General features: G+C 71.1%; 24 protein-coding genes. 4 read left to right on the top strand and 20 right to left on the bottom strand.

Features of this window, described 5'->3' with window-relative positions:
• Nucleotides 1-618: 618 nt before the first annotated feature.
• The 6 genes from rdgB to ACFYL4_RS19150 form a co-directional block, all read right to left on the bottom strand.
• Nucleotides 619-1224 carry an RdgB/HAM1 family non-canonical purine NTP pyrophosphatase gene (gene rdgB, locus ACFYL4_RS19175; protein ID WP_387519642.1) on the bottom strand — a complete coding sequence of 202 codons (606 nt, stop codon included), beginning with the start codon at nucleotides 1222-1224 and terminating at the stop codon, nucleotides 619-621.
• A gap of 14 nt (nucleotides 1225-1238) precedes the next feature.
• Entirely contained in the window at nucleotides 1239-1964 is a 726-nt protein-coding gene (gene rph / locus ACFYL4_RS19170; protein WP_357758362.1) for a ribonuclease PH, read from the bottom strand.
• A gap of 205 nt (nucleotides 1965-2169) precedes the next feature.
• Nucleotides 2170-2916, bottom strand: a complete 747-nt coding sequence (locus tag ACFYL4_RS19165) for an MBL fold metallo-hydrolase (RefSeq protein WP_357758359.1) — start codon at nucleotides 2914-2916, stop codon at nucleotides 2170-2172.
• Between the two features lie 366 nt (nucleotides 2917-3282).
• Nucleotides 3283-4230 (bottom strand): cysteine synthase, encoded by a 948-nt coding sequence (locus ACFYL4_RS19160; RefSeq protein WP_357758356.1) that lies wholly within the window; start codon nucleotides 4228-4230, stop codon nucleotides 3283-3285.
• A gap of 7 nt (nucleotides 4231-4237) precedes the next feature.
• Nucleotides 4238-4516 (bottom strand): MoaD/ThiS family protein, encoded by a 279-nt coding sequence (locus tag ACFYL4_RS19155; protein WP_357758353.1) that lies wholly within the window; start codon nucleotides 4514-4516, stop codon nucleotides 4238-4240.
• Between the two features lie 141 nt (nucleotides 4517-4657).
• On the bottom strand, nucleotides 4658-5080 hold the full coding sequence (locus ACFYL4_RS19150) for a M67 family metallopeptidase (RefSeq protein WP_357758350.1): 423 nt from the start codon (nucleotides 5078-5080) through the stop codon (nucleotides 4658-4660).
• A gap of 133 nt (nucleotides 5081-5213) precedes the next feature.
• Between ACFYL4_RS19150 and ACFYL4_RS19145 the strand changes: the two genes are divergently transcribed.
• On the top strand, nucleotides 5214-6515 hold the full coding sequence (locus ACFYL4_RS19145) for a nicotinate phosphoribosyltransferase (RefSeq protein WP_357758346.1): 1302 nt from the start codon (nucleotides 5214-5216) through the stop codon (nucleotides 6513-6515).
• 95 nt (nucleotides 6516-6610) lie between these two features.
• Nucleotides 6611-7183: a nicotinamidase gene (locus ACFYL4_RS19140; RefSeq protein WP_387519629.1), complete on the top strand. Its 573-nt coding sequence runs from the start codon at nucleotides 6611-6613 to the stop codon at nucleotides 7181-7183.
• Nucleotides 7184-7298: 115 nt separating this feature from the next.
• Here the strand turns inward: ACFYL4_RS19140 and ACFYL4_RS19135 are convergent, their stop codons facing one another.
• From ACFYL4_RS19135 to ACFYL4_RS19100, 8 genes are all read right to left on the bottom strand, one after another.
• On the bottom strand, nucleotides 7299-8306 hold the full coding sequence (locus tag ACFYL4_RS19135) for a tryptophan--tRNA ligase (protein ID WP_357758340.1): 1008 nt from the start codon (nucleotides 8304-8306) through the stop codon (nucleotides 7299-7301).
• Nucleotides 8307-8402: 96 nt separating this feature from the next.
• A complete protein-coding gene (locus tag ACFYL4_RS19130) occupies nucleotides 8403-9431 on the bottom strand; it encodes a zinc metalloprotease (protein WP_387519627.1) in 1029 nt (342 codons plus the stop codon).
• A 104-nt stretch (nucleotides 9432-9535) separates the two neighbouring features.
• Complete coding sequence (locus tag ACFYL4_RS19125) at nucleotides 9536-11254, bottom strand: DEAD/DEAH box helicase (protein ID WP_387519625.1); 1719 nt, start codon at nucleotides 11252-11254, stop codon at nucleotides 9536-9538.
• A gap of 217 nt (nucleotides 11255-11471) precedes the next feature.
• Nucleotides 11472-11723, bottom strand: a complete 252-nt coding sequence (locus ACFYL4_RS19120; RefSeq protein ID WP_357758334.1) for a hypothetical protein — start codon at nucleotides 11721-11723, stop codon at nucleotides 11472-11474.
• Nucleotides 11724-11739: 16 nt separating this feature from the next.
• Nucleotides 11740-12522, bottom strand: coding sequence for a class E sortase (locus ACFYL4_RS19115; protein ID WP_357758332.1), 783 nt, complete (start codon nucleotides 12520-12522; stop codon nucleotides 11740-11742).
• Between the two features lie 6 nt (nucleotides 12523-12528).
• Nucleotides 12529-13500 (bottom strand): heme ABC transporter ATP-binding protein, encoded by a 972-nt coding sequence (locus ACFYL4_RS19110; RefSeq protein ID WP_357758329.1) that lies wholly within the window; start codon nucleotides 13498-13500, stop codon nucleotides 12529-12531.
• On the bottom strand, nucleotides 13497-14597 hold the full coding sequence (locus ACFYL4_RS19105) for a FecCD family ABC transporter permease (protein ID WP_387519622.1): 1101 nt from the start codon (nucleotides 14595-14597) through the stop codon (nucleotides 13497-13499). Before ACFYL4_RS19105 ends, ACFYL4_RS19110 begins: the two co-directional genes overlap by 4 nt.
• Nucleotides 14594-15685, bottom strand: coding sequence for a hemin ABC transporter substrate-binding protein (locus ACFYL4_RS19100; RefSeq protein ID WP_387519621.1), 1092 nt, complete (start codon nucleotides 15683-15685; stop codon nucleotides 14594-14596). Before ACFYL4_RS19100 ends, ACFYL4_RS19105 begins: the two co-directional genes overlap by 4 nt.
• Nucleotides 15686-15930: 245 nt before the next feature.
• Between ACFYL4_RS19100 and ACFYL4_RS19095 the strand changes: the two genes are divergently transcribed.
• Both ACFYL4_RS19095 and ACFYL4_RS19090 read left to right on the top strand, forming a co-directional pair.
• Nucleotides 15931-17358, top strand: a complete 1428-nt coding sequence (locus tag ACFYL4_RS19095; RefSeq protein ID WP_387519619.1) for a cell wall protein — start codon at nucleotides 15931-15933, stop codon at nucleotides 17356-17358.
• 180 nt (nucleotides 17359-17538) lie between these two features.
• Complete coding sequence (locus tag ACFYL4_RS19090) at nucleotides 17539-19419, top strand: HtaA domain-containing protein (protein ID WP_387519617.1); 1881 nt, start codon at nucleotides 17539-17541, stop codon at nucleotides 19417-19419.
• Nucleotides 19420-19516: 97 nt separating this feature from the next.
• Here the strand turns inward: ACFYL4_RS19090 and ACFYL4_RS19085 are convergent, their stop codons facing one another.
• From ACFYL4_RS19085 to ACFYL4_RS19060, 6 genes are all read right to left on the bottom strand, one after another.
• Entirely contained in the window at nucleotides 19517-19759 is a 243-nt protein-coding gene (locus ACFYL4_RS19085; protein WP_357758318.1) for a DUF3039 domain-containing protein, read from the bottom strand.
• A gap of 76 nt (nucleotides 19760-19835) precedes the next feature.
• Nucleotides 19836-20417: a YqgE/AlgH family protein gene (locus ACFYL4_RS19080; RefSeq protein ID WP_387519615.1), complete on the bottom strand. Its 582-nt coding sequence runs from the start codon at nucleotides 20415-20417 to the stop codon at nucleotides 19836-19838.
• Nucleotides 20418-20477: 60 nt separating this feature from the next.
• Nucleotides 20478-21875, bottom strand: a complete 1398-nt coding sequence (locus ACFYL4_RS19075; protein WP_357758312.1) for an NAD-dependent malic enzyme — start codon at nucleotides 21873-21875, stop codon at nucleotides 20478-20480.
• A 394-nt stretch (nucleotides 21876-22269) separates the two neighbouring features.
• Nucleotides 22270-22971: a cytidylate kinase-like family protein gene (locus tag ACFYL4_RS19070; protein WP_357758309.1), complete on the bottom strand. Its 702-nt coding sequence runs from the start codon at nucleotides 22969-22971 to the stop codon at nucleotides 22270-22272.
• Nucleotides 22972-23168: 197 nt separating this feature from the next.
• Nucleotides 23169-24119: a tetratricopeptide repeat protein gene (locus ACFYL4_RS19065; RefSeq protein WP_357758306.1), complete on the bottom strand. Its 951-nt coding sequence runs from the start codon at nucleotides 24117-24119 to the stop codon at nucleotides 23169-23171.
• 77 nt (nucleotides 24120-24196) lie between these two features.
• A complete protein-coding gene (locus tag ACFYL4_RS19060) occupies nucleotides 24197-25924 on the bottom strand; it encodes a methylmalonyl-CoA mutase family protein (RefSeq protein ID WP_357758303.1) in 1728 nt (575 codons plus the stop codon).
• Between the last annotated feature and the right edge of the window lie 59 nt (nucleotides 25925-25983).

Below are 25983 nucleotides of genomic sequence, written 5' to 3'. Positions count from 1 at the left end.
CAAGAAACAATCACTCTTCCCGTACAAGCGCCAGAGTCTGAACTCTGTCTGCTCTTCCGGAGAAGGCTTCTGCTTTTCCGCCGCTTTCGCGGCGTGTCCGCTTTATTGTGTCTTTACTTTATCAGGTGTTCCGCGCCCCGCCAAATCGGCGTTTTCGCTTTCCAGCTGATCCGGGGAAAGAATTCCCGGTGCTTTTCCTGGCCCGTGTTTCAGTGGGCCTTTCGAAGCAACTCCCTGAGCTTACCTGCTCCGAGCGACTGCTCGAACCACGATGCTGTGGAGAGGGTGTCGATGGTCGCGGCCCGGTTCCGAGTCGAGGCCTGGGCCCCGCTCGCCGTCCCGCAGCGACTCGGTGAGTCTAGGTAACTGGTCGGGAGACGTCAAATCGGCCCGGTCCCGGGGTCAGACCCGTGTGGTCCGGGCGTTCCGCGCGGTCGTGGAAGCCCCTGGTCTCGGGGTCTTCCTGCCTGCGCGGGACGGCGTCCATGTCCGTACAACGGTGATCGTGCCCGGGACGCCTGGGTTCAAACACGGGTCGCGGAACTTCCTGGAGGTACGTCCCCGTCGCGACCGGGGCGGGTACGGGAGATCCCGTACCCGCCCCGGTCGCGGTCTCCGCTAGACCATCTCCGCGAGTTCCTTCGCGAGCTGTCGGAAGGCGATCCCCCGGTGGCTGATCACGTTCTTCTCCTGGGGGGTCAGCTCCGCCGCCGTGCGGCTCTCCCCCTCGGGGACGAAGACCGGGTCGTAGCCGAACCCGTTCGTGCCCCGGCGCTCACCGACCAGGCGACCGCGCAGGATGCCTTCGGCGACCGCCTCGGTCCCGTCGGGCATCACGAGGACCGCGGCGCACACGAACTCCGCACCCCTGCGGTCCGGCGGCGTGTCCGCGAGCTGGTCCAGCACCAGGTCGAGGTTGGCCCGGTCCTGGTCCCCCTCACCGAAGCGCCCCGCCCAGCGGGCGGAGAGCACCCCGGGCATCCCCCGGAGTTCGTCCACGCTCAGGCCGGAGTCGTCCGCGACGGCGGGCAGACCCGTGTGTTCGGCGATGGCCCGGGCCTTGAGCAGCGCGTTGCCGATGAAGGAGGGCTCGGTCTCGGGCACCTCGGGCGCGTCCGGGAACGCGTCCAGGGCGAGGACCTCGGCCGTCACCCCGGCCTCGGCCAGGATCGCCCGCATCTCCGGCACCTTCTTCGCGTTGCGCGTCGCGAGGACGATCCTCACCGCGTCCGCGCCGCTCATTCCGACAGGGCCTTCTTCTGGAGGGCGGCCAGTTCCTCGCACCCGCCGGTGGCGAGGTCGAGCAGCTTGTCCAGCAGTTCGCGGTCGAAGGCGGCGCCCTGCCCCTCCGCAGTGCCCTGCACCTCCACGAACTTGCCGTCCCCGGTGAGCACGACGTTCATGTCGGTGTCGGCGACCGAGTCCTCCAGGTAGTTCAGGTCGAGCCGGGGCTGGCCCTGCACCACGCCGACGCTGACCGCCGCGACCGATCCGGTGAGCGGGTTGTTCTTGAGCTTGCGCCGCTTGCGCAGGTGCTTCATCGCGTCGGCCAGGGCCACGTACGCGCCGGTGACCGCCGCGGTGCGGGTGCCGCCGTCGGCCTGGAGCACGTCGCAGTCGAGGGTGATGGTGTGTTCGCCCATCGCCTTGAAGTCGACGACGGCGCGCAGGGAGCGGCCGATGAGGCGGGAGATCTCGTGGGTGCGGCCGCCGATCTTGCCGCGCACGGACTCGCGGGCGCCCCGGGTGTCCGTGGAGCGCGGGAGCATCGCGTACTCGGCGGTGACCCAGCCCTCGCCGGTACCCCGACGCCAGCGGGGCACACCGTCCTCGACGGTGGCCGCGCAGAGCACGCGGGTGTCCCCGAACTCGATGAGGGCGGAGCCCTCCGCGTGGCGGAGCCAGTTGCGGTGGATGTTCACAGGGCGGAGTTGGGTCGGAACGCGTCCGTCAGGTCGAGCCATGGACACGAGCGTATATCGGCGGGGTGTTCCCCGGTGCTGGAGTCCGGACCTACCGCACGTGGTGGGACCGGCACCACACGCGGCCCGCTGCCACGCACCGGTGAGGCCCCCGCGTCCCCCGGGCACCGTCCGTCCCGTGGTGGCACGGCCGCGATGGGTCACCCAGCGTGTCCGTGACCCGGCGTGTTTCGGACGGGGACGACCCTCAGATCTCCCGGACCTCGCCGCCCCGGGCCAACTCGATGGGGCCGTCGTAGGTGCTGCGGGCCTCGGCCATGGTGACCCCGTCGTCGTTCCACGGCACCAGGTGGGTCAGGAGCAGTTTGCGCGCCTTGGCCCTGGTGGCGTGGTCGCCCGCCTCGCTTCCCGTGAGGTGCATGTCCTTGGGGTGCTCGACGTGGTCGTGGAAGGCGGCCTCGCACAGGAACACGTCGGTGTCGCGGGCCAGGTCGACGAGGGAGTCGCAGGAGCCGGTGTCGCCGGAGTAGGCGAGACTCGACCCGCCGTGCTCCAGGCGGATGCCGAAGGCGTCGACGGGGTGGTTGACGCGGTCCACGCGCGCGGTCATGGGACCGATCCGGAACTCACCCGGGACGAGCTCGTGGAAGTCGAAGACCTCGGTCATGCCGGGGTCGGGGTCCAGACCGTAGATCTCCGCGAGCCGGTCCGCCACTCCCGGGGGGCCGTAGACGGGGATGGGCGACTTGGCTCCTCCGGGCGGGTACATCCGGGCGACCCAGTAGGCGCACATGTCCGCGCAGTGGTCGGTGTGCAGGTGGCTGAGGTAGACGGCGTCGACGGAGTACAGGTCGGCGTGGCGCTGGAGGGCGCCGAGGGCGCCGTTGCCGAGATCCAGCAGGAGCCGGAAGCCGTCCGCCTCCACCAGGTAACAGGAGGCCGGACTGTCCGGCCCGGGGAAGCTCCCGGAGGACCCGATAATCGTGAGTCGCACGTCGTCGTCGCCTTTTCGATCGGCCGCACTGCTTCCGTGGCCCCTTGGTGACGTGTGCGGGGTGAGCGGTGGGCGGCTGGTTCTGCGGATGTCCCGTTGTTACGGGTGTACCCCAATGGCCGCCCGGGTGGTACAAAATGTGTCCCGCATCTCAGGCGACGTGCATCACGTGTGAATTTTTCACACCGATTGACCAGATATGACCGTTTCACCGCTCCGGAGTTCGGGACAGGATCTGACCTGCGCCCGACCGCGCACGCGGAAGGCGGGACCGAGGGCGGGCGGACCGGAGGCCGGTCCCCCAGGGAACCGGCCTCCGCCAGACGACGCGGCCCCGCGCCCCGGGAACACGTCCCGGGGACGGGCTCACGCCCAGAGCTGACCGTCCAGGCGCTCCTCCGCCTCCTCCAAGGTGCCGTCGTAGGCTCCGGTGGAGAGGTACTTCCACCCGGCGTCGGCGATCACGAACGCGATGTCCGCGCGCTCCCCCGCCTGCTCCGCCTTGCGCGCCATACCGAGAGCGGCGTGGAGCGCGCCGCCGGTGGAGATACCGGCGAAGATGCCCTCCTTGTTGAGCAGCTCGCGGGTCCGGCGCAGCGCGGCGTCCGAGGGGACGGAGAACCGCGTGGTGAGCACGGACTCGTCGTAGAGCTCCGGGACGAAACCCTCGTCGAGGTTGCGCAACCCGTAGACCAGCTCGCCGTACCTCGGCTCGGCCGCCACGATCCGCACATCGGGCCTGTGCTCACGCAGGTACCGGCCCACCCCCATGAGGGTCCCGGTCGTGCCGAGCCCCGCCACGAAATGGGTGATCCCGGGGAGGTCCGCCAGCAGCTCGGGCCCGGTGGTCTCGTAGTGGGCCCGGGCGTTGGCGTGGTTGCCGTACTGGTACAGCATCACCCAGTCGGGGTGGGCCGCGGCCATCTCCTTGGCGACGCGCACCGCCTCGTTGGAGCCGCCCGCCGCGTCCGAGTAGTGAACCTCGGCCCCCCACATCGCGAGCAGCTTCTTGCGTTCCTCGGAGGTGTTCTCCGGCATGACGCAGACCATGCGGTAGCCGCGCAGCTTGGCGACCATGGCCAGCGAGATACCGGTGTTCCCCGACGTCGGCTCAAGGATGGTGCACCCCGGGGAGAGCAGCCCGTCCTTCTCGGCCTGCTCGATCATGAAGAACGCGGCGCGGTCCTTGATCGAGCCGGTGGGGTTGCGGTCCTCCAGCTTCGCCCACAGCCGGACCTCCGGCGAGGGCGAGAGCCGAGGCAGGCCGACCAGCGGCGTGCCTCCGAGGGAGTCGAGCAGGGAGTCGTAGCGCATGGCTTCCTCAGCGAGAGCCGCCCGCGACGGCGGGCAGAACGGTCACGTTGTCGCCGTCCGAGAGCTCGGCTTCGAGGCCGCCGACGAAACGGACGTCCTCGTCGTTCAGGTAGACGTTGATGAACCGGCGCAGCTTGCCGCCGTCGACCAGGCGCTCCGCGATGCCGGGGTACTGCTGGTCCAGGTCGGCGACCAGGGCGCTGAGGGTGTCGCCGGACCCCTGGACGACCTTCGCGTCGTTGGTCAGGTTGCGCAGGATGGTGGGGATGCGGACCTCGATGGCCATGAAGGTGACTCCGTAAACGGTCGTTGGTTGTGCGTTCAGGTCCAACAGGCGGTCCGGCGTCGGCATTCCGCGGACCGCCGTGCCCGGGCTCCCCGGGCGACGGCCACGGAGACGTCGTCCGTGACCGTGACGCGGGGGTTCCTACCGGTCGGTGCCGGCGCCGACGATCTCGACGGGTTCCTCGGTGACCTCGCCGTCAATGATGCGGAAGGACCGGAACTCGGCGGTGTCGGGCTCCCGGGTGGACACCAGGACGTAGTGCGCCTGCGGCCACTGGGCGTACGTGATGTCAGTACGCGACGGGTAGGCCTCGGTCGCGGTGTGGGAGTGGTAGATCACGACGAACTCCTCGTCGCGGTCCCACAGTTCGTCGTAGACCTTCTTGTACTCGGTCGAGTCGAACTCGTAGAACGTGGGCGAGCGCGCCGCGTTCAGCATCTCGATGACCCGCTCCGGACGGTCGGAGCCCTCGGGGCCCGCGACGACGCCACACGCCTCGTCGGGGTGGTCGCGGCGCGCGTGGGCGACGATCTGGTCGTGGATGGAGCGGTCGATCCTCAGCATGGCTCCAGGGTACCCATAACCGCTTCTCTACCAACCAAGTGGGTATTCATGCGTTCAACGTCACTCCGGACACCGCCCCGACGCAGGTGGGGCGCCCGTACCGGGACGGATCGGAACACGTAGGCTCGCCCCTATGAGCGAGGACAGCAGCAGCGCGCTGCTCACCGACCACTACGAACTGACGATGCTCCAGGGAGCCCTGCACAGCGGGGCCGCCGCACGCCGGTCGGTGTTCGAGATGTTCGCCCGGCGCCTGCCGGAGGGACGCCGCTACGGGATCGTCGCGGGGACCGGTCGTTTCCTGGACCTGCTGGAACGCTTCCGCTTCGGCGGCGCCGAACTGGACTTCCTCTCCGATCACGGTGTGGTGGACGAGACGACCCTGAACTGGCTCTCGGAGTACCGCTTCTCCGGGAACGTGTGGGGCTACGGCGAGGGAGAGGCCTACTTCCCGGGGTCGCCGATCCTGGTCGTGGAGGGCACCTTCGCCGAGTCCGTGATCCTGGAGACGCTCGCGCTGTCGGTGTACAACCACGACAGCGCGATCGCCTCCGCCGCGACCCGGATGACCGTGGCCGCCGGTGACCGGCCCCTCATCGAGATGGGCTCCCGGCGCACCCACGAGCGTTCCGCGGTCGCCGCGGCCCGCGCCGCCTACGTGGCGGGGTTCGCCACCTCCTCCAACCTGGAGGCGGGCCGCACCTACGGGGTGCCCACCGGCGGGACCGCCGCGCACGCGTTCACCCTGCTGCACGACAGCGAGCGGCAGGCCTTCCAGGCCCAGCTGGAGTCCATGGGACGGGGGACGACGCTCCTGGTCGACACCTTCGAGGTGGAGCGAGCCGTGCGCCACGCGGTGGAGCTCGCCGGTCCCGAGCTGGGGGCCGTCCGGATCGACTCCGGCGACCTGGGAGCGACCGCGGCGCGGGTGCGCGCGCAGCTGGACTCCCTCGGTGCCACCGAGACCCGCATCGTGGTCACCGGGGACCTGGACGAACACTCGATCCAGGCGCTGGCGGTGGCCCCGGTGGACGGGTACGGAGTGGGTACGTCCCTGGTGACGGGGTCGGGCGCGCCGACCGTGTCACTGGTGTACAAGCTGGTGGCGCGGGCGCGGGGCCTCGAACCGGACGCTCCGTTGGAGCCGGTCGCCAAGCGCTCGGTCGGCAAGCCGAGCCGAGGCGGCCGCAAGTGGGCGGTACGGCGGTTGGACGACAAGGGAATCGCGGTGGCCGAGGAGGTCTATCCGCACGAGCCGGTCGACCGGGTCGGCGTGCGGCCGCTGCTGCGGCCGCTGGTCACCGACGGCGAGGTGGTGGGGCACGAGAGCGTGCACGAGGCACGGGCCCGCAACCGCGCGACCGTGGCCGAGCTGCCCGAGCAGGCCCTGAGGATGTCCCGGGGGGACGTGGCACTGGCCACGGTCTTCCACTGACAGCGACCGGTTCGACCGGTCCGGGTGCGCGGCTCCCGTCCCGCGGAGGACCACCGAGCACCGTCCCGACGACAAGGAAGCGAGGTGCCGACGACATGACCAGGGCACTCATCGTGGTGGACCTGCAGAACGACTTCTGCGAGGGCGGCAGTCTGGGCGTGGACGGAGGGGCCCGTACGGCGGCCGCCGTCACCGAGCACGCTCGGGCGGGCGGCTACGACCACGTGGTGGCCACGCGTGACCACCACATCGACCCGGGAGCGCACTTCTCGGACACTCCCGACTTCGTGGACAGCTGGCCCCGGCACTGTGTGGCGGGGACGCCCGGCGCGGAGTTCCACCCCGGCTTCGACGCCTCCGTGGCGGAGGAGGTCTTCAGCAAGGGCCAGTACACCGCCGCCTACAGCGGTTTCGAGGGCACGGCCGGGGACGGGGAGACGACCCTGGCCTCCTGGCTGCGCGAGCGGAACGTGGACGAGGTGGACGTGGTGGGCATCGCCACCGACCACTGCGTGCGCGCGACCGCCCTCGACGCGGTCGGCGAGGGTTTCCGTACCCGGGTGCTGCTCGCTCTGACCGCCGGGGTGTCCGAGCCGACCGTCGACACGGCGGTGGAGCGGCTGCGCGAGGCCGGTGTGGCGTTGGAGGGCCGACCGGTCAGCGGCTGAGCCCGGTGTCCGCCCATGGCGGGCCGGAGCACGACGGCGGGGGCGGTGGTGACCTGGTCACCGCCGCCCCCGTACGTACGCGTCCGTGCCGGGTGGTCGCCCGGCGCGGGCACCCCTAGTCGATGCCGATCGCCGCGCGGACGTCGGCCAGGACCCTGCGAGCGCGCGAACGGGCGCGTTCGAGACCGGAGTCCAGGATCTCGTCGAGTTCGGTCTCCGAGGCCATGAGTTCCTCGTAGCGCTCGCGTTTGGGGCCGAGCTCGGTGTTGACCGCCTCGAAGAGCTCCTTCTTCAGGTCGCCCCAGCCCATGCCGCCCGCCTCCAGGCGCTGGCGCACGTCGGCCACCTTCTCGGCGTCGGCGAAGTGGGTGAGGAGCTGGAAGGGGATCGAGGAGTCCGGGTCCTTGGGGTCCTCGACCGGTGTGGAGTCCGTGGGGATGCGGTTGATCGCCTTGCGGAGCTTCTTCTCCGGCAGGAAGAGGGGGATGTGGTTGTCGTAGGACTTGCTCATCTTGCGGCCGTCGGTCCCCGGGAGGATGCTGGCCTCGCTGTCGTCGATGACGCCCTTGGGGAGAGGGAAGCTGTAGCGGTCCCCGTACCGGTGGTTGAAGTACCCGGCGATGTCGGCGGTGTACTCGATGTGCTGCGACTGGTCGCGGCCGACCGGCACCCGGTCGGCCGCCATGACGAGGATGTCGGCGGCCATCAGCACGGGGTAGTTGTACAGCCCCATGTTGACCCCGGCGTCGAGCTCGGTGAGGCCCGCCTCGCTGTTGCGGTCGCGCGCGGCCTTGTAGGCGTGCGCGCGGTTCATGAGCCCCTTGGGGGTGAGGGTGCTCAGGATCGTGGTGAGCTCGAAGGTCTCGGGGATGCTGGACTGCCGGTAGAAGACCGTGCGCTCGGGGTCCAGACCGCAGGCCAGCCAGGTGGCAGCGCCCGACCGGATGCTCTGGCGGAGCTCGTCCGCGTCCTTGATGATGTTGAGCGCGTGGTAGTCCGCGATGAAGTAGTAGGTGTCGTAGACCTCGGTCGCGGCGAGGGCGGGTTTGATCGCCCCGATGTAGTTGCCCAGGTGGAAGTCACCGGTGGGCTTGATCCCGGTCAGATAGGTGTTCGCTGCCATGCCCCCAGCCTATCGACGCACGGCACCCGGCGACCGTCCGCCGGAAGGACGGGGACGGCGCCCCGCGGGGCGGGGCGCCGTGTACACGGGAGCGGGTCAGACCCGGGCGGAGCCGCCCCGGAAGGCGTTCCAGTGCTCCACCATGCGCCGCGCCTGACCCTGAGTGAAGTGGGTCATGCAGGCGTCGTCGCTGTAGTTCATGAAGTTGGTGACGGGGTCGCGTCCGGGACGCTCGGGACAGGTGTCCCGGCCCTTGGGACAGCCCGCGGCGGCCTCGCGCTCGTACGGGGTGTCGTCCACGTAGTCCCCCGGTGGCTGGCAGCCGTTCTGGAAGGTGTGGAACAGGCCCAGCCAGTGCCCGACCTCGTGGGTGCCGGTGTGGCCCTCGTTGAAGCGTTCGCGCCCACCGCCGGGGAGGGCGTCGTAGGCGATGACGACACCGTCCCGTTCGGGGTCGTCCTGGTAGTCCTGGGGGAAGGTCGAGTAGCCGAGCAGACCGGAGTCGAGTTCGGTGGTGTAGACGTTCAGGGTCTCGGGTCCGCCCTGGCGCAGCTGCGACCGGATGGCGTCGCCGTGGCGGTTGAAGTCGTCGAACCAGGCGTCGTCGGCGCTGCGGGTGACGTCGGAGAGTTCGAACCGGAAGCCGGTGTCGGTCCCCTCGGAGCCGAGCGCGTAGTCGCCCTGGTAGGCCCGGTTGAGGACGTCGACCTGGTCACGGATCTGTTGGTCGGACACCGCCCCCCGGCCATCCGTGGCGGAGATCACGTGCACGGCCACCGGCACGGTGTACGGCGGAGCGAGTTCGCGGCCGCGTTGGGAGACCAGGGCGTCTCGGAGGCGTTCCTCGTACTCCGCGGCCTGTTCCGGGGTGATCTCCACCCCGGCGTCGGCCTGCGCCCCCGGGTCGGAGACCCGGGTCCCCGCGGCTCGGGCCGCGCTGTCGACCCCGGGGTCCCACCCGGGCGGGCAGTACGCGTCGGCGGCGGAGGGGGTCACCCCGCTCCGCTGTGGTTCGGGTTGGTCGGGCTCCGGCAGCGAACTCGCCACCAGACCGGTCATCGCGAGTGCGCACAGGGCCAGGCCGGACCAGGTCGCGGCTGAGCCTCCGCGCGGGCTTCGTCCCATCACCTCACGGACTGTAGCGACCCGTTTTCACAGTGTTGTGTGGACTTGCCCGACCTTGCGAAGTGTTTGCCCTCGCCGACCACGCGAGGGCCTCCCCCGAACCGCTACTTCTGGCCCACCGCCCAGGCCCTCAGCTTGGCGATGCGCTCACGGATCTGGGGCGGGGTCGCCTGTGCGACCGGCGGCCCCCCGCAGGCGCGGCGCAGCTCGTTGTGGATCACCCCGTGCGGCTTCCCGGTCCGGTGATGCCAGGCCCCCACCAGGTTGCTGAGGTCCTTGCGCAGTTCGGCGAGGACCTCGTGGGTGACCCCCTCATCCGGTTCGGCCCTCTCCTTGGCCTTGCGCTGGCTGGCGTGGATGTCGGCCTTGCGCTTGCGCAGCAGCTGGGAGACCTGGTCGGGGTCGAGCAGCCCGGGCAGCCCGAGGAAGTCCTCCTCCTCGCTGGACCCCGCCACGCCGCCGCCGTACTCCAGACCGTCGTACAGCGCCCGGTCGAACTCGGCGGCGGACTCCATCGTCTCGAAGGGGAGTTCCTCCCCCGCGTCGGGTGTGTCCTTCTTCCGGTTGGCCTCCTTGAGGAGGTCCTCCTCCGGGTACTCGTCGTCCGAGGGCTGCTTGTCCAGGACGTGGTCGCGCTCGCGCTCCATCTCCCCCGCGTACTCCAGCAGGGTCGGCACTGAGGGCAGGAACACCGACGCGACCTCGCCGCGCTTGCGGACCCGCACGAAGCGGCCGATGGCCTGCGCGAAGAACAGCGGGGTGCTGGTGGAGGTCGCGTACACGCCCACCATCAGCCGCGGCACGTCCACCCCCTCCGAGACCATCCGCACCGCGACCATCCACCGGTCGTCTCCCTTGGCGAACCGGGTGATCTTCTTGGACGCGGTCGGGTCGTCGGAGAGCACCACGGTGGCGCCCTTGCCGGTGATCTGGCGCAGGATGCGCGAGTAGGCGCGGGCGTTCTCGTGGTCGCTCGCGATGACCAGTCCGCCCGCGTCAGGGTGGGTCTTGCGCACCTCGGTCAGGCGGCGGTCCGCCGCCTGGAGGACCTTCTTGATCCAGTCGCCCTTGGGGTCGAGAGCGGCCCGCCACGCCTGCGACAGCGCGTCCTTGGTGAGGGGTTCGCCAAGCCGCGCGGCGAGCTCGTCGCCCGCCCGCGTACGCCAGCGCATCTCGCCGGAGTAGGCCATGAAGATGACCGGGCGGACCACCCCGTCCTCCAGGGCGGGGGCGTAACCGTAGCTGTAGTCCCACGAACAGCGGCGCACGCCCGCCCCGTCCTGGACGTAGTCCACGAACGGGATGGGGTTGATGTCCGAGCGGAAGGGGGTCCCGGTGAGCGAGAGCCGCCGTGTGGCCGGGTCGAAGGACTCCCGGACGGCGTCTCCCCACGACAGGGCGTCGCCCGCGTGGTGGACCTCGTCGAAGATGACCAGGGTCTTGCGCGCCTCGGTGCGGTTGCGGTGCAGCATCGGGTGCGCGGCCACCTGAGCGTAGGTGACGGCCACTCCGACGTACTGGCGGCCCAGCGCGCCCTGCCCGTTCCTGAAGTCGGGGTCGATGGCGATGCCGAACCGGGCGGCCGACTCGGCCCACTGCTTCTTGAGGTGCTCGGTGGGGCAGACGATGGTGACCGCTCGTACCACGTGCCGCTGGATGAGCTCGCTGGCCAGGGTGAGAGCGAAGGTGGTCTTGCCCGCACCGGGTGTGGCCACCGCGAGGAAGTCGCGTGGCTGCCTGCGGAAGTACTCCTCGAAGGCCTCTCGCTGCCAGGCGCGGAGGCCGCTCAGGCGGCTCTCCGTCGTGGTCTGCGTCACCGTCATTCGTTCCGTCCCCCGTTACTCACCTGCTTGAGGTTAGCGGCCGCCGGAGACCGTATCGGGAGCCCCGGCGGTGGCGCCGGGCACAGCGGGCACCCCGGGCGTGTCCGGCCCGGACCGGGACACCGCCCCGCGGACCGTGTCTCCCACGACGGAGCGGCACGGTGCTCGCCGCACCGCGCCGCTCCGTCCTTCGGTCCCCTACCGGCTCCCGAGCGGGCTACGAGCCCTCGTCGGCCTCGGCCGGTTCCTCCGGGGCGCCCTCGGCGCCGGACTCGGCGTCACCGGATGCCGGGGCCTCGGCGCCGATCCCGGTCGTGTCGACCGCGCCGTCGTTGAACGGCATGTGCGGTGAGAGCTCCGGGAACGCGTAGAACCACAGCAGGGCCGCGGCCCCCGCCAGCAGCCCCAGCGACAGGATGAACTTCGATACCCAGGGGCCGGGCAGGACACGCCAGATCAGACCGTACATTCGTGTGTCCCCTCTCCTAGGCGTCCGGTGCCATGTGGGCGATGCTGTCGGGCATGCCCTCGGACTTGGGTGTGGTCTCGGTCAGCTCGGCCCAGACGATGAGCCGGTGCGTGTTGTTGAGTTTGGGAGCGCACGTGGTGAGGGTGAGCAGCGCCCGGCCCGGCTCCTCCTCGGAGGCCTCCTCGAAGGGGTCCGGGTTGACCACCCAGAAGTCCTCGGGCAGAACGGTCTCCTCACGGAAGACCTCGTAGGTGTAGAAGTTCTCCCCGTCCTCCAGCACCATGACGTCGCCGTCGTCGAGCAGGTCCAGGTCCCAGAAGAGACCGGGGGTGCGGTGCGCGGCGACACCGTAGTTGCCGAGTTCGCCGGGCGAGCTGTCGTACTCCGTGTAGCGGCCGGGGCTGTAGCGGATGTCGTCGGGGGTGGTGCCGTTGACCACCACCCACTCCAGGTCCAGGCTCGGCACGTACAGACGGCTGTCGGCGCTGCCCGGGAGCGGCTCGGAGTCCGGTCCCCGTTCCTCCGCCGCGGCCCATGCGTCGTCCAGGCCGTCGGCCAGGCCCTGCTGCTCGCGGTCGGTCTCCCACTGGGAGCCGTACACCTCGTAGGCGGCGTAGAAGAGCATCAGCAGACCCGCCGTCAGGAGGATCTCGCCGAAGAGGCGGACGACGCCCCGGACCACGTCGCCGGGGGTGGTCCGGGGGCGCGCGCGGCGTCTGCGACCGCGTGCGCGCCGTTCGCGACCCCCGTCGGAGGGGTACGGCTCATCGTGGGACTGCCGTTCAGTTGTGGACACCAATACGACCTACTCCTGTGGACGCTTTCGTGTGCACCCGGGCGGCCGGAGGGGGACGACGAGCGGGACCCCCGTACGCGGATGCGGCAGAACTTCGACCTCGTGTCGGTACACAGCGCTGAGGAGCGACGAGCTGAACACGTCTGCGGGGGTTCCCCGCGCGGCGACCTGTCCTCCGGAGAGTACCGCCACACGATGGGCGTAGGCGGCCGCAAGCCCCAAATCGTGCAGGACCACGATAACCGCCCCACCGAGGGACGCGAGGTCACGCGCGACGGACAGCACGAGTTCCTGGTGGCGGATGTCCAGTGCCGCGGTCGGCTCGTCGAGGAGCAGCAGGCGGGTGTCCTGCGCGAGGACCCGGGCGAACATGACGCGGGCCCTCTCCCCACCCGAGAGCGTGGGGAAACGGCGGTGGGCCAGGTGCGCCACCCCCGTCCTCTCCATGGCGGCCCGGACGAGGCACTCGTCCTGGTCCGGGGTGCTCAGCCCGGCCCAGGGGGCGCGCCCCATCGCGACGAGTTCGGTGACGGAGAACGGGAAGCTGACGGCCGCCTCCTGCGGCAGGACGGCGCGGCGTAGGGCCAGTTCGGGCGGGCTCCACTCCGAAAGGGCACGACCGAGCAGGCGCACCGTCCCGGAGTCGCGGTCGCCCCGGGACTCCCCCGCGACGACGTCACCCGACAGCGCGGAGAGCAGGGTCGACTTGCCCGCTCCGTTCGGGCCGACCAGGGCCAGGAGCTCACCGGCACGGACGGTGAGGTCGATCCCGTCGAGCAGGGAGCGCCCGCCCCGGCGGACGGTGAGGCCCTCCGCGCGCACGACCACGGAGCCGGGTTCGGACGGTGCGGGTGAAGCCGGTGCGCGAGTGAGGGGGGCGACGGCCGCCGCCCAGCCCCGCGCGAGGACCGAACGCCGTGGGGCGTGCCCGGAGGGGGTGGCGGCACTGGTGCCGGGGGGACGCGTGGTGTCGGCGGTCACGACCACCCTCCCTGCTTGGCGCGGGTGCGGTAGAGGAGGAAGAAGAAGAACGGGCCGCCCAGGGCTGCGGTGACCACGCCGAGCGGGATCTCGGCGGGCGCGGCGACCGTGCGGGCCAGCAGGTCGGCCGCGAGCAGCAGCAGTCCGCCGCCGAGCGCGGAGGCGGGCAGCAGCACCCGGTGGCCGGGTCCGGTCATCATGCGGATGATGTGCGGGACCACGAGCCCCACGAAGGCGACGACACCGGCGAAGGCGACCGCCGCCGACGTGAGCAGCGCCATGGCGCCGATGAGCACCAGGCGCATCCGTTCGACGTCCACGCCCAGGTGGCGGGCGGGGCCCTCCCCGAGGGCGAGCAGGTCCAGGCGGCGGGCGTAGACCGGGATCACCGACAGTCCGAGGAGCAGGCAGGGCGTGATCGCCGCGACCTTGGACCAGGTGGCGGTGGAGACGCTGCCCAGCTGCCAGAACGTGATGGTCTGGATCTCGGAGTCCTGCGAGAAGTTGGTCATCAGACCGATCGCGGCACCGGCGATGGCGTTGACCGCGATACCGGTGAGCAGGAGGGTGACCACCTCGGTCCGGCCGTGTGAGCGCGCGAAGACGTACACGAACAGGGTCGTGGCCAGGCCGAACACGAAGGACGAGGCGATGACGGTCCAGTGGCCGAGCACGGTGGCGCCGGTGAAGATGACGACGATCGCGCCGACCGCCGCGCCGGCGGAGACACCGATCACCCCCGGTTCCGCGAGGGGGTTGCCGAAGACACCCTGCATGATGGCGCCCGCGCTGCCCAGGGCCGCGCCGACCATGACGGCGAGGGCGACGCGGGGCAGTCGCACGTCCCACAGGACGGTGTGGGCGATCTGGTCGGGTTCGGGACCGACGTCGAGACCGACCTCCTGGAGGAGTGACGCCGCCACCTGGACCGCTGGGATGGGGTAGGCGCCGATCCCGGCGGCCACGACGGTGACGGTCACGAGCGTGGCGGCGAGGACGCCGAGGAGGAGCCCGGAGCGCAGTCTGCGGGGGGCCAGGCCGCCGCCGTCCGACGGGCTCCCGGTCGCGGTGGCGGGTCGTCGGCCGAGCGCGGTCACGCGGTGCCCCCGTCGTCGGGGATCGCGGCCAGTTCCTCGGCCAGGGCCACGATGACCTGGGGGGTGCGCGGCCCGAAGTTGAGCAGGACGCCGTCCTCGAAGTCGATGACGGCCCCGTTCCGTCCGGCCGGGGTCTGGGCGACGCCGGGGATCTCGACCAGGCCCTCCACACCGCCCACCGACTCCAGGCCCTTGGTCATGACGAGCAGGACGTCCGGCTGGGCCTCAATGAGCGCTTCGGTCGTGATGGGTGTGAAGGGTGTGGTCAGACCCATCTCGACCCCGGCGTCCCGGGCCCCGATCTCGGAGAGCATGGCGTCCGCGCCCGATCCGGGCCCGCCGAGCAGGTAGACCCCGGCGGTGCCGCGCAGGTAGAGGAAGGCGACCAGGGGGTCGCCGCTGGCCTCCAGGGAGGTCTCGCGCACCCCGTCCATCTGCTCCCGAGTGCGTTCGACCAGTCGGGAACCGGCGGCGGGGACGCCGAGCGCCTCCGCGACCCGCTCGAAGCGGGGGTACATCTCGTCGAAGGACCAGGCCTCCTCGACGATGACGACGGGGACCCCGCTGCGCTGGACCTGTTCGATCACCTCGGGCGGTCCGGTCTGGGTGTCGGCCAGGACCACCGTGGGCCTCAGTGCGAGGACGGACTCGGCGGAGACGTCGTGGCCCTCGCTGACCACGGGCAGGTCGGCGGCCTCGTCGAAGGTGGCGGCGACGTCGCGGCCGACCACCCGGTCACCGAGGCCGAGGGTGAAGACGATCTCCGCGAGGCTCCCGGTGAGCGGGAGGACGCGGCTGGCGTCGGTGACCTCGACCTCCTCGTACTCCAGGGGGTCGGCGCTGGTGCGGTAGGGGTCGAGGACGACCGAGTCGACGGTGACGGGGAGTTCGGGGTCGGGGACGTCCGCCAGCATCTGGAGCCGGTTCTCCGCGAGTGCCGAGATGTCCTCGCCCGCCGACGCGTCCTCGGGGGCGGGGGACCCGGTACAGGAGGTCAGGGCGAGGGCGCAGGCCACGGCGAGCAGGACGGCGGCCGGTCCTGTTCCAGGGTGTCCGCGCAGGGGGAATCGGGGGACGGCGTGAGGCATGGCGGTCGCTTTCGATGTGATCCGTGTGCCGGGTGTCGCCGGGGAGCGGGGAAGCGACACGGCACTTTTCACGACAGGTCGTCATCTTCTTGACAACCATGGCGGCGTGGTGTTCCACTGTTCCAGCGCGGGATCAAGTTAGGTAAGGCTCACTTTGCCAAGGTAAGCATAACCTTAACTCCATTCCCCAGGACCCGCGGGCGCCGGACACCGTCCGACCGCCCGCACGAACGCGAAGGCCCCCGATGCAAGCAGCGGTATCCCTCCGTGGGTTCCTCCCCGCCCTGGCCGCCGTCGCCGCCGCGACGGTGCTGTCCACCGCCCTGCCCGCGACGGCGCTCACCGCCCCGTCCGAAGAACCCGTCCCGCCCCGGACCACCGCCGTCGACCGCACCGAGGGGCTCGATCCCCTGGGCGACTCCGTCACGGTGACCGGGATCGGGCACGACCCCGGCAGCCGGATCGAGATCACCACCCGGGCCGTGCCCGCCGAGGCCGCACCGGCCGCGGACTCCGACGAGAACGCCGTCCTGGACGACGAGAACGCGGTCCTGGTCGAGGTCGACGAGCACGGTCTGTTCGGCACGGATCTCGCGATCACGGCCGCGTTCGCCGCCGAGGCCGGACTCGACACGGCCGAGGACGCCTTCGAGATCGTCCTGACCGAGGTCGCCGGTGCTCCCACTCCCGAGGTGACCGCCCCGGAGGCACCCGCACCCTCCGCTCCCGGCTCCCCGGAACCCGGGGACGACACCGCCCCGGACACCCGGGACGTGGAGGGGACCGAGGTCGTCTCGGCGCGGCCCCGGAGCGCCCCCGTCATCGGTGTGGTCCCCGTAAGCTTCGCCGCGCCCGCCGCACCGTCGGCACCGCGCACCCCGCCCCAGGCTCCGGCTCCCGCCTCGGTCCCGGCGCCCGCGGCCCCCCAGGCCCAGTCCGCACCGCGGACCCTGCCCCGGACCCCGGGCAGCCCGACCCTGACGGTCTCCAGGACCAGCGGGCTCGATCCCTCCGGTGAGAAGGTGACCGTGACCGGTACGGGCTACGACACCTCCAAGGGCGTCTACGTCGCCCTGTGCGACACCGCGAACGCCAGCTCCACCCAGGCGCCCAGCCCGTGTATCGGCGGCGTGGACATGGAGGGCGAGGGCGGCTCCTCAGCCTGGGTCTCCAGCAACCCGCCGCCCTACGGCGAGGGCCTGGCCACCCCCTACACCGGTAGCGGTACCGACGGCGGGTTCACCGTCGAACTCACGGTCAAGGGGTCGGACGAGCACACCGACTGCCTCTCCGCAGCAACGGACTGCGCCGTCGTGACCCGCAACGACCACACCCGCTCCAGCGACCGGGGACAGGACGTCTTCGTCCCCGTGACGTTCGACGGCCAGACCGGCGACCCCGGAGCGACCGGCGGGAACGGCGGGAACGGCGGCGCGTCCGGAGACGGCGCGACCGGCCCCGGGAGCACCGGCGGCGGAACCGCGTCCTCCGGCTCCGGCGGCGCGGGGTCCGGTGGTGCCGCGGGAGGCGCCGGCGGTCCGCTCGCCACGACCGGCTCCTCCCTCGCAGGCCTGGTCCTGGCCGCCGCCGTGGCCGTCCTGGCCGGTGCGGTGGCGCTGTTCGCCGCGCGCCGCCGTGGCACCACCCCGGCCCCGCTCCCGACGACCACCTAGGCACGCTCCGGGTCGGGATCGGCCACCCGGCCTCCTCGGCCCGACCGACCACGTTTTCCCTCAGCGGTCCCACCAGCACCCGCTCAGCCCTCGGGCCCGCTGCCCCACTCCCCGCCCGGAACCGGTGCGCGACCGGAACCGGCACCCGTCCATCCCCCGAGTCGACAGGAACAGTCACCCATGAGCACAACCTCCACGAGAGCGGGAGGGACGGACGGGCTCCGTCGTTGCCTGCGCTCCCTCGTCTCCCTCACGGGAGCGGCCGCCCTCGGCGCCTCGCTCACCCTGGCGGCGGCACCGGCGCTGGCCGACGAGTCCCCCGTCTCCGTCACCCAGGGCTCCGCCACCTGGGGCGTCAAGCAGTCCTTCCGCAACTACGTGTCCAGTCCCATCGCCCACGGCGGCTACGAGGCGGTCGACGGCGCCACCCGCAACACCGACGGCACCCTGGACTTCCCCACCATCGGCGGCACCGTCTCCAAGGAGGACTCCTCCGGCGAGGTGAGCTTCTCCGGCGGTGTGGTCTTCACCGGCCACGACTACGGCCAGGGGCCCGTCCTGGAGATCCGCGTGGCAGATCCCCGCGTGGAGTTCGACGGCCAGGGCGCGGCCACCGTCCACGCGGACGTCACCAGCCGCGCGTTCGCGGGCGCCGACCCGTCACTGCCCCCGGGCGACCTCGTCGAGTACGGGGAGGTCGCGGTGGCGGAGCTGACCGGCGCCGAGATCGGTGTCGACGGTGACGTGATCACCTTCACCTCCGAGGCCGGGACCCTGCACGCCGACGCCGTGAAGCCCTTCGCCAGCTTCTACGCGGCGGGCGACCCCATGGACCCGCTGTCCTTCACCTCCGAGGTGGTCGAGGCCACCGACCCGACCGACCCCGAGGGGCCCGAGGAGCCCGTCCTCGACCCCGAGGTACGGGTCAGCCCGACCAGTGACCTCGACCCCGAGGGTCAGACCGTCCGCGTGGACGGCACCGGCTTCCGCCCCGGGGCGGGCGTGTACGTGGCGCTGACCGGCATCGCTCGGTCGGACACCGCGTATCCGCAGCACTGGTACGGGAGCGGCGTGTGGCTGCGTGAGGGAACCGCGCCCGACGCGGACGGCGCGTTCGGCACCGACCTCGACGTCGTCGGCGCCTTCGAGAAGGGCGGCACCGCCTACGACTGCCTGGAGGTCCAGTGCTACGTCGCGGTGTTCAACGACCGCAACGACCTGGACAACCGCGACCAGGACGTGTGGACCCCCGTCTCCTTCGCCACCGGTGACGACGGCGGGGGCGATGACGGCGACGACGGCGGCGAGACCCCCCAGGGTGACCTGACCGTGTACAACGGCCGCGCCGACTGGGGTGTGAAGGAGTCCTTCCGCACCTACATCGAGGGGAACATCGCCAAGGGCACCATCCGCACCGAGGACGGGGCCACCCGCAACGAGGACGACACGTTCGCCTTCACCGACGGCACGGGCAGCGTGAACCTGGAGGAGGAGGTCGCGGAGATCGACTTCGCCGGCAGCGTGCTGTTCGAGGGCCACGTCTACGGCGGCGCCGATCCGCTGCTGCACATGACCGTCACCGACCCCCGGGTGGAGATCGACGGTGACACGGGGACCCTCTACGCGGACGTGGTGAGCAAGTCCCTCACGGACGAGGAGCTCGTCACCTACGACGACGTGGCCTTCGCCGACCTGGACCTGTCCGGCGTCGGACACGAGCTGGACGAGGGCGTGCTGTCCTGGGGCCCGATCCCGGCCACCCTGACCGCCGACGGCGTCCCCGCTTTCGCCGACTTCTACGGCGCGGGCGAGGCGCTCGACCCGATCACCCTCACCGTGAGCGTCGACAAGGACGTGACCGTCCCCGGCGGCGGTAACGGGGGCGGCGTACCGGAGCCGACCCCGAACCCCACCCCCGGGCCCGGTGAGGGCGGCGGCAAGCCGGGCCTGCCCAACACCGGTGTGGCCCTGACCGGTCTCCTGGTCGCGGCCGTCGTCGCGACGGCCGCGGGCGGCACCGCGCTGGTCGCCACCCGCCGTCGGGCGGGCGCAGCGGCCTGATCCACGGGGGCTCCCGCCCCCCGGACGGCACGAAGGGCCCTGGCTCACCCCATGGGGGTGGGTCAGGGCCCTTCCGCGTACCGGCCACGAAGGGCCGTCACTTCATCATGTCCTCGTACGCCTTCTTGCAGTCGGGGCACACGGGGAACTTCTTCGGGTCCCGGTTGGGCACCCAGACCTTGCCGCACAGCGCGATCACCGGGTCGCCGGTCACCGCGCTCTGGGTGATCTTGTCCTTCTGCACGTAGTGGGCGAACCGTTCCCGGTCCCCGTCGTCGTGCGAGATGTCCGGCCTGGTCTCGCTGTCCGGCAGAACCTTGTTCAGGACATCCATCGACATCGTCCTCACACCTTTCAACGTCCGTCTACCACGGTATCGGGTGACGCGCCCCACTTCGAAGCCCTGGGAAAACCGGTCAGTTCAGGGTCGGATCGTCAGGATAGGTGGACAACAGGGCCAACCGGCCGCCCTGCCGGCGCAGCACCCGCGACCACAGGGTCTCGGGTTCGTCCCCGAAGAGGTCGCGGGCGTGGGCGTCCACCACGTACCACGCGCCCTCCTCGACCTCCCCCGCCAGCTGACCGGCGCCCCAGCCCGCGTATCCGGCGAACACACGCAGGGCTCCCAGCTCCATGCCCAGGTCGTCGGTGGGGGCCTCCAGGTCCACCATCCCGACCCCGGCCAGCTCCGGTCCGGTTCCCACCCCCTCCAAGGGGGTCCATCCCGACACCGCCAGCTCCGGGGACGCGATCCCGAGAGCGATCCCCGAGTCGGTGCCCACCGGCCCGCCGGAGAACATCACCGAGGGGGAGCTCGTGTAGGGCCCCCAGTCCGTCACCACCTCGTCCACGGGGAGGCCGAGGGGGCGGTTGAGGATCACTCCCAGGCTGCCGTCCGCGGCGTCGTCCACGACGAACACCACCGAACGGCGGAAGGAGTCCTCCTGGAGGAGGGGGGCGGCCACCAGCAGGCGCCCGGTCAGAGTCGACTGGTCCATGGTCCACACCTACCCGGAAAACCGGCCCCGTGGTCGCCCCTCGCCGGATGGAGCGAACCGCTACTCGGCGGCGCCGCGCTGGGCGACCTCGCGCACGGCGGTGGCCACGTGGGTGGACAGGTCCGAGTGGAACACGCTCGGAATGATGTAGTTCGGGCCCAGCTCGTCCTCGCTGACCACGTCGGCGAGGGCCTCGGCGGCGGCGACCATCATGTCGGAGGTGACGTGGTGGCTCTGGGCGTCCAGCAGCCCCCGGAAGAAGCCGGGAAAGACCAGGACGTTGTTGATCTGGTTCGGGTAGTCGCTGCGGCCGGTGGCCACCACGCCCGCGTGCAGGTGCGCGACCTCGGGGTCGACCTCGGGGTCGGGGTTGGCCAGCGCGAAGATGATCGAGTCCTCGTTCATCTCGGCGATGTCCTCGCCACCGAGCAGGTTGGGGGCGGAGACGCCGATGAAGACGTCGGCCCCGGCCACGGAGCCCTTGAGGTCGCCGCTGTAGCCGTCCTGGTTGGTGTTCTCCGCGATCCAGCGCAGGTTGCTGTCCAGGTTGTCACGGCCCGCGTGCACGGCCCCGTGGACGTCGCTGACGATGATGTCGCGCGCGCCGGCGTGCATGAGCAGCTTGAGGATGGCGGTACCGGCCGCGCCCGCGCCGGACATGGCGATACGGACCTCGGAGAGCTTCTTGTCGACGACGCGCAGCGCGTTGCGCAGGGCCGCCAGGACGACGATCGCGGTGCCGTGCTGGTCGTCGTGGAAGACGGGGATGTCGAGGAGCTCGCGCAGGCGGGCCTCGACCTCGAAACAGCGCGGCGCGGAGATGTCCTCCAGGTTGATGCCGCCGAAGCCGGGGGCGAGCAGCTGGACGGTGCGGACGATCTCGTCGACGTCCTGGGTGTCCAGGGCGATGGGCCACGCGTCGATGTCGGCGAAGCGTTTGAACAGGGCGGCCTTGCCCTCCATGACGGGCATGGCGGCCTCGGGGCCGATGTTGCCCAGGCCGAGCACGGCCGAGCCGTCGGTGACCACGGCGACGCTGTTGCGCTTGATGGTCAGGCGGCGGGCGTCGTCCTTGTTGGCGGCGATGGCCTGGGAGACGCGGGCGACACCGGGGGTGTAGGCCATGGAGAGCTCGTCGCGGTTGCGCAGCGGCACCTTGGACTTCATCTCGATCTTGCCGCCGAGGTGCATGAGGAAGGTGCGGTCGCTCACCTTGTGGACCACGACGCCCTCGACGCCGCCGAGGGCGTCGACGATGGCCTGGGCGTGATCGGTGTCGCGGGCGGCGCAGGTGACGTCGATGCGGATGCGCTCGTGCCCAGCGGCCGCCACGTCCAGGGCGGTGATCATGCCGCCGACCTGCTCCACCGCGTTGGTGAGGCTGCCGACCGCGCTGCCTCCGGCGTCCAGTTCGAGGCGGACGGTGATGGAGTACGAAACGCTGGGAAGGGTGGCCACGTATTGCTCCTTGGCTTTTGCTGATGTCATGCGTCCGCGGGGCACACCGGCGGCCCCTCCCGTGGACGTACGGACCGACGTCGGGTCTCCTCCACCGGGGGTCGGGCGAACGGCCTGCACTCCGTGGCCGGCCCGGTGAGGGCTCGTCGGCGCCTGCGCGCCGACGGACACTGGTCCGTGACGGTTGCGCGTCCCGCCGTGGAACACCCGGTCATCGGGCGTCCGCGCGGGTCTCGGCTGCCGGGCGGGGGCGGTACATGGAAGCCCGCAACCGAGTCGCCTCACCTTACCCGAGTCAAGCGGGTAACGTCAGCACAAGGCGACAATTAACGCCTTCGGAAAAAATCGCATTAATTCCGACCTTCCGCGGGGCGCCTTCCCCGTGAACGCCGCCCTACCCCCGGGCGCGGTCGGTCGCGGCGCGCACCACCACGTCCGCGCAGGCGTCGGTGGACAGGGCCGTGGAGTCGACCACCAGGTGGTAGAGACCGGGGTCGGCCGGATCGGTCCGGTAGAAGCGGCGCACGTAGGCGGCACGGGCCCGGTCGTTGTCGTCCAACAGGCGGAGCGTGGGCGCGTCGGGCCCCCAGCCGCGACCGCCGAACTCCCCCCGGTCGCCGGTCTCCCACAGACTCCTCGCCCGGCTCAGACGCGCCTCGCGGTCGCCGTCCAACCGCACGTGGAGTGCTCCCGGATGACCGGCCAGGACCACGGCGGCGGCACGCCCCAGCACCACGCCCCCCGTGCGGGCGACGTCGCGGATGACGCGTTCGGTCTGTTCCACGAACTCGTGGTCGTAGAGGAGGCGCCCCTCCCCGTTGGTGGTCCCGACGAAGCCGGAGTCCACGCTGCCGAGCGTGACCGTGGGCAGGCGCGCGGCGCTGGCGAGGAGCCGCTCGAAACCTCCGGGGGCGCGGTCGTCGCGCTGGAGCGCCTCGTCCAGGGAACAGCCGATCTCGGCCGCCACCGCGCTGGGCACCGCCCGGTCCAGGAAGGGAACGTGGAGGCGGGCGGCGACGGCGGGGCCGATCACGCTGCCGCCCGCGCCGAAGGTCGCCGAGACCGTGACCACCGGGGCCGCGTCGTTGGTCGCCATGGGACACCTGCCGCACGTCGGACGGAAGTTCTCCCCAGCTTCTACCCCGTGACCGGCGGGCTATCCCGCCGTCTTCACCTCAGCAAATATGCACCATTTTGCCGCTCCTTGTGACACACCGGGAGAAAACACACCAAAAGGAAAATCGGCCCCGGATCGACGGGGGTGTCCGTCGATCCGGGGCCGGTCCTGGTGGTCTAGAACAGCGCCGAGGTGAGCTTGCGGCGGGCCGCGTTCACCCGGGGGTCGCCCGCGGGGAGGATGTCGAACAGGGAGAGCAGGTGCGCGCGCACCCGGTTCCGGTCCTCGTCCGAGGTGCGCCGGACCGTCTCCACGAGCCGGTCGAAGGCGGCCTCGTAGTCGCCGCCGTACAGGTCGATGTCGGCCACGGTGATCTGGGCGTCCACGTTCGAGGGGTCGGAGTCCGCTGTCTCCCGCACGGCGGGGCCGTCCACGTCCTGGAGGCGTCCGACCAGCCTGATCTGGGCGATCTGGGCCTTGAGGTCGGCGTTCCTCGGGTCCTCCTCCAAGGCCTTCTCGAAGACACCGGCCGCGCCCTCGAAGTCGCCCCGGTCCAGGAACTCCCTGGCCCGCGCGGCGACCGGGTCCGACGCCGGAGCCTCCTCCTCGGGCTCTTCCTCCCGCACCGCGGAGGGATCGCCGTCCACCGTGCCGGGGTGGTCGGGCGGCAGCATCCCCTGCTGGGCGAGCGCGCCGAACACCTGGGTCAGGGCGTCGCGCAGCTGCTCCTCGGTGGCCGGACCCTGCATCAGGGGCATGACCTGCCCCTGGACCGCGATGATGATCGTGGGGGTGCCGGACACGCGGAGCGCCTGCACCAGCTGCGGGCTGGCGTCGCTGTCGATCTTGGCCAGGAGCCAGTTCCCGCCGGAGCCCAGGGAGAGCCGGTCGAGGACCGCCTCGACCTGCTTGGACTGCTCGGACCAGCTCGCCAGCACCGCCATCACGACCGGGGCGTCCAGTGACCGCTCCAGCACCTGCTGGAAGTTGGACTCGTCGGCGTTGACGGAGTAGGGGTTGGTTCGACCGGCCGACTCGTCGGCGCGCTGCTTGGCCTCACGCTCCAAGGCCGCCTTGCGCGCCCCGAGGTCAACCGCACTGTTCGGTGAAAAGTCCGAAGGCTGCATGTTCCCTATCCTGCCGTATCCCGGAGCGCTCCGAGGACTCCCCGCCCCACCCGGGGACGGGGAGGGAACAGGCGCGGTCAGAACTGCGGGTCCTCCGTGTAGTCCCCGAACTCCTCCCCCATCGTGGCGCAGATCTCGCCCAGGGTGGCCTCGGCACGGGCGGCGTCCATGATCAGCGGGACGAGGTTGCCGTCCTCGGCCCGGACGCCCTCCAGGAGACGGGCGAGGGCGCGGTCGACGGCGGTCTGGTCGCGGGCGGCGCGGCGTTCGGCGAGGGCGCGCTTCTGCTCGTGTTCGACCTCGTGGCTGATCTTGAGGATGTCGAGTTCGCCGGAGACGGTGTCGGTGTGGCAGTTGACGCCGACGATGCGCTTGTCGCCCTTCTCCAGGGCCTGCTGGTACTGGAAGGCGGACTCGGCGATCTCGGAGCTGAAGTAGCCGTTGCCGATCCCGGCGAGGATGCCCGAGGTCATCGGTCCGATGGCGTGCTCGGCGTCCTCTCCCCCGCCCATGCGGAGGATCTGCTCGAAGATCCGTTCGGCCTCGGCCTCGATCTCGTCGGTGAGGGCCTCCACGTACCAGGAGCCGCCGAGCGGGTCGGCGACGTTGACGACACCGGTCTCCTCCATGAGGACCTGTTGGGTGCGCAGGGCGATCTCGGCGGACTGCTCGGTGGGCAGGGCCAGGGTCTCGTCGAGGGCGTTGGTGTGCAGCGAGTTGGTGCCGCCGAGCACCGCGGAGAGCGCCTCGACGGCGGTGCGCACCACGTTGTTGTAGGGCTGCTGCGCGGTGAGGGACACCCCCGCGGTCTGGGTGTGGAAGCGCAGCCACTGGGCCTTCTCGGTCTTCGCGCCGTAGGTGTCGCGAATCCAGCGGGCCCAGATGCGGCGGGCCGCGCGGAACTTGGCGATCTCCTCGAAGAAGTCGATGTGGGCGTCGAAGAAGAAGGACAGCCCGGGGGCGAAGCGGTCGATGTCCAGGCCCCTGGAGAGCCCCAGTTCCACGTAGCCGAACCCGTCGGCCAGCGTGTAGGCGAGCTCCTGCGCGGCCGTGGCTCCGGCCTCGCGGATGTGGTAGCCGGAGACGGAGAGCGGTTTGAAGGCGGGGATGTGCTCCGCGCAGTACTCCATCAGGTCGCCGATGAGGCGCAGGTGGGGTTCGGGCGGGTACAGCCACTCCTTCTGGGCGATGTACTCCTTGAAGATGTCGGTCTGGAGCGTGCCGTTGAGGCCGCCGATGTCGACGCCCTGGCGTTCGGCCGCGACGAGGTACATGCAGAAGGCGGGGACGGCGGGGCCGCTGATGGTCATGGACGTGGTGGTCTCGCCGAGGGGGATGCCGTCGAAGAGCAGGTCCATGTCGGCGACGGAGTCGACGGCCACGCCGCAGTGCCCGACCTCGCCGAGGGCGTGCGGTGAGTCGGAGTCGTGCCCCATCAGGGTGGGCATGTCGAAGGCGACCGAGAGGCCCCCGCCGCCCTGGGCGAGGATCATCTTGTAGCGCTCGTTGGTCTGGGTGGCGTTGCCGAACCCGGCGAACTGGCGGATGGTCCAGGCGCGGCCCCGGTAGCCGGTCGGGTAGAGCCCGCGGGTGTAGGGGTACTCTCCGGGCCAGCCGACGCGCTCGAAGCCGGGGACCTCGGCGCCGGGCCGGGGTCCGTAGACGGGTTCCAGGGGCCGTCCGGACAGCGAGGTGAAGTCGGCGTCGCGCTTGCGTGCGGAGTCGTAGCGGCGCTGCCAGCGGTCGCGTCCGGCCTCGATCTCCTGGGCCCCGCCGTCGGTGGGGCCTCCTGTGGTGTTCGCCATACGCAAATAGTAGGACGTCCAACTAAATATGTACAGACGGGGCGCCCGCGGCGCGCGGC

Origin of the sequence: Nocardiopsis sp. NPDC006938, assembly GCF_042869555.1 — a bacterium.
Classification (GTDB): Bacteria; Actinomycetota; Actinomycetes; order Streptosporangiales; family Streptosporangiaceae; genus Nocardiopsis.
The sequence above is the reverse complement of the archived record's forward strand: the minus strand, read 5'-3'. Positions and strand labels throughout refer to the sequence as shown.

Excerpts from the sequence above, each read along its gene's own strand:
- rph (WP_357758362.1), bottom strand. The coding sequence starts at position 1,964 with ATGGCTCGACCTGACGGACGCGTTCCGACCCAACTCCGCCCTGTGAAC.
- ACFYL4_RS19160 (WP_357758356.1), bottom strand. The coding sequence starts at position 4,230 with ATGCGCTACGACTCCCTGCTCGACTCCCTCGGAGGCACGCCGCTGGTC.
- ACFYL4_RS19155 (WP_357758353.1), bottom strand. The coding sequence starts at position 4,516 with ATGGCCATCGAGGTCCGCATCCCCACCATCCTGCGCAACCTGACCAAC.
- ACFYL4_RS19150 (WP_357758350.1), bottom strand. The coding sequence starts at position 5,080 with ATGCTGAGGATCGACCGCTCCATCCACGACCAGATCGTCGCCCACGCG.
- ACFYL4_RS19145 (WP_357758346.1), top strand. The coding sequence starts at position 5,214 with ATGAGCGAGGACAGCAGCAGCGCGCTGCTCACCGACCACTACGAACTG.
- ACFYL4_RS19140 (WP_387519629.1), top strand. The coding sequence starts at position 6,611 with ATGACCAGGGCACTCATCGTGGTGGACCTGCAGAACGACTTCTGCGAG.
- ACFYL4_RS19135 (WP_357758340.1), bottom strand. The coding sequence starts at position 8,306 with ATGGCAGCGAACACCTATCTGACCGGGATCAAGCCCACCGGTGACTTC.
- ACFYL4_RS19130 (WP_387519627.1), bottom strand. The coding sequence starts at position 9,431 with ATGGGACGAAGCCCGCGCGGAGGCTCAGCCGCGACCTGGTCCGGCCTG.
- ACFYL4_RS19125 (WP_387519625.1), bottom strand. The coding sequence starts at position 11,254 with ATGACGGTGACGCAGACCACGACGGAGAGCCGCCTGAGCGGCCTCCGC.
- ACFYL4_RS19120 (WP_357758334.1), bottom strand. The coding sequence starts at position 11,723 with ATGTACGGTCTGATCTGGCGTGTCCTGCCCGGCCCCTGGGTATCGAAG.
- ACFYL4_RS19100 (WP_387519621.1), bottom strand. The coding sequence starts at position 15,685 with ATGCCTCACGCCGTCCCCCGATTCCCCCTGCGCGGACACCCTGGAACA.
- ACFYL4_RS19095 (WP_387519619.1), top strand. The coding sequence starts at position 15,931 with ATGCAAGCAGCGGTATCCCTCCGTGGGTTCCTCCCCGCCCTGGCCGCC.
- ACFYL4_RS19090 (WP_387519617.1), top strand. The coding sequence starts at position 17,539 with ATGAGCACAACCTCCACGAGAGCGGGAGGGACGGACGGGCTCCGTCGT.
- ACFYL4_RS19085 (WP_357758318.1), bottom strand. The coding sequence starts at position 19,759 with ATGTCGATGGATGTCCTGAACAAGGTTCTGCCGGACAGCGAGACCAGG.
- ACFYL4_RS19080 (WP_387519615.1), bottom strand. The coding sequence starts at position 20,417 with ATGGACCAGTCGACTCTGACCGGGCGCCTGCTGGTGGCCGCCCCCCTC.
- ACFYL4_RS19070 (WP_357758309.1), bottom strand. The coding sequence starts at position 22,971 with ATGGCGACCAACGACGCGGCCCCGGTGGTCACGGTCTCGGCGACCTTC.
- ACFYL4_RS19065 (WP_357758306.1), bottom strand. The coding sequence starts at position 24,119 with ATGCAGCCTTCGGACTTTTCACCGAACAGTGCGGTTGACCTCGGGGCG.
- ACFYL4_RS19060 (WP_357758303.1), bottom strand. The coding sequence starts at position 25,924 with ATGGCGAACACCACAGGAGGCCCCACCGACGGCGGGGCCCAGGAGATC.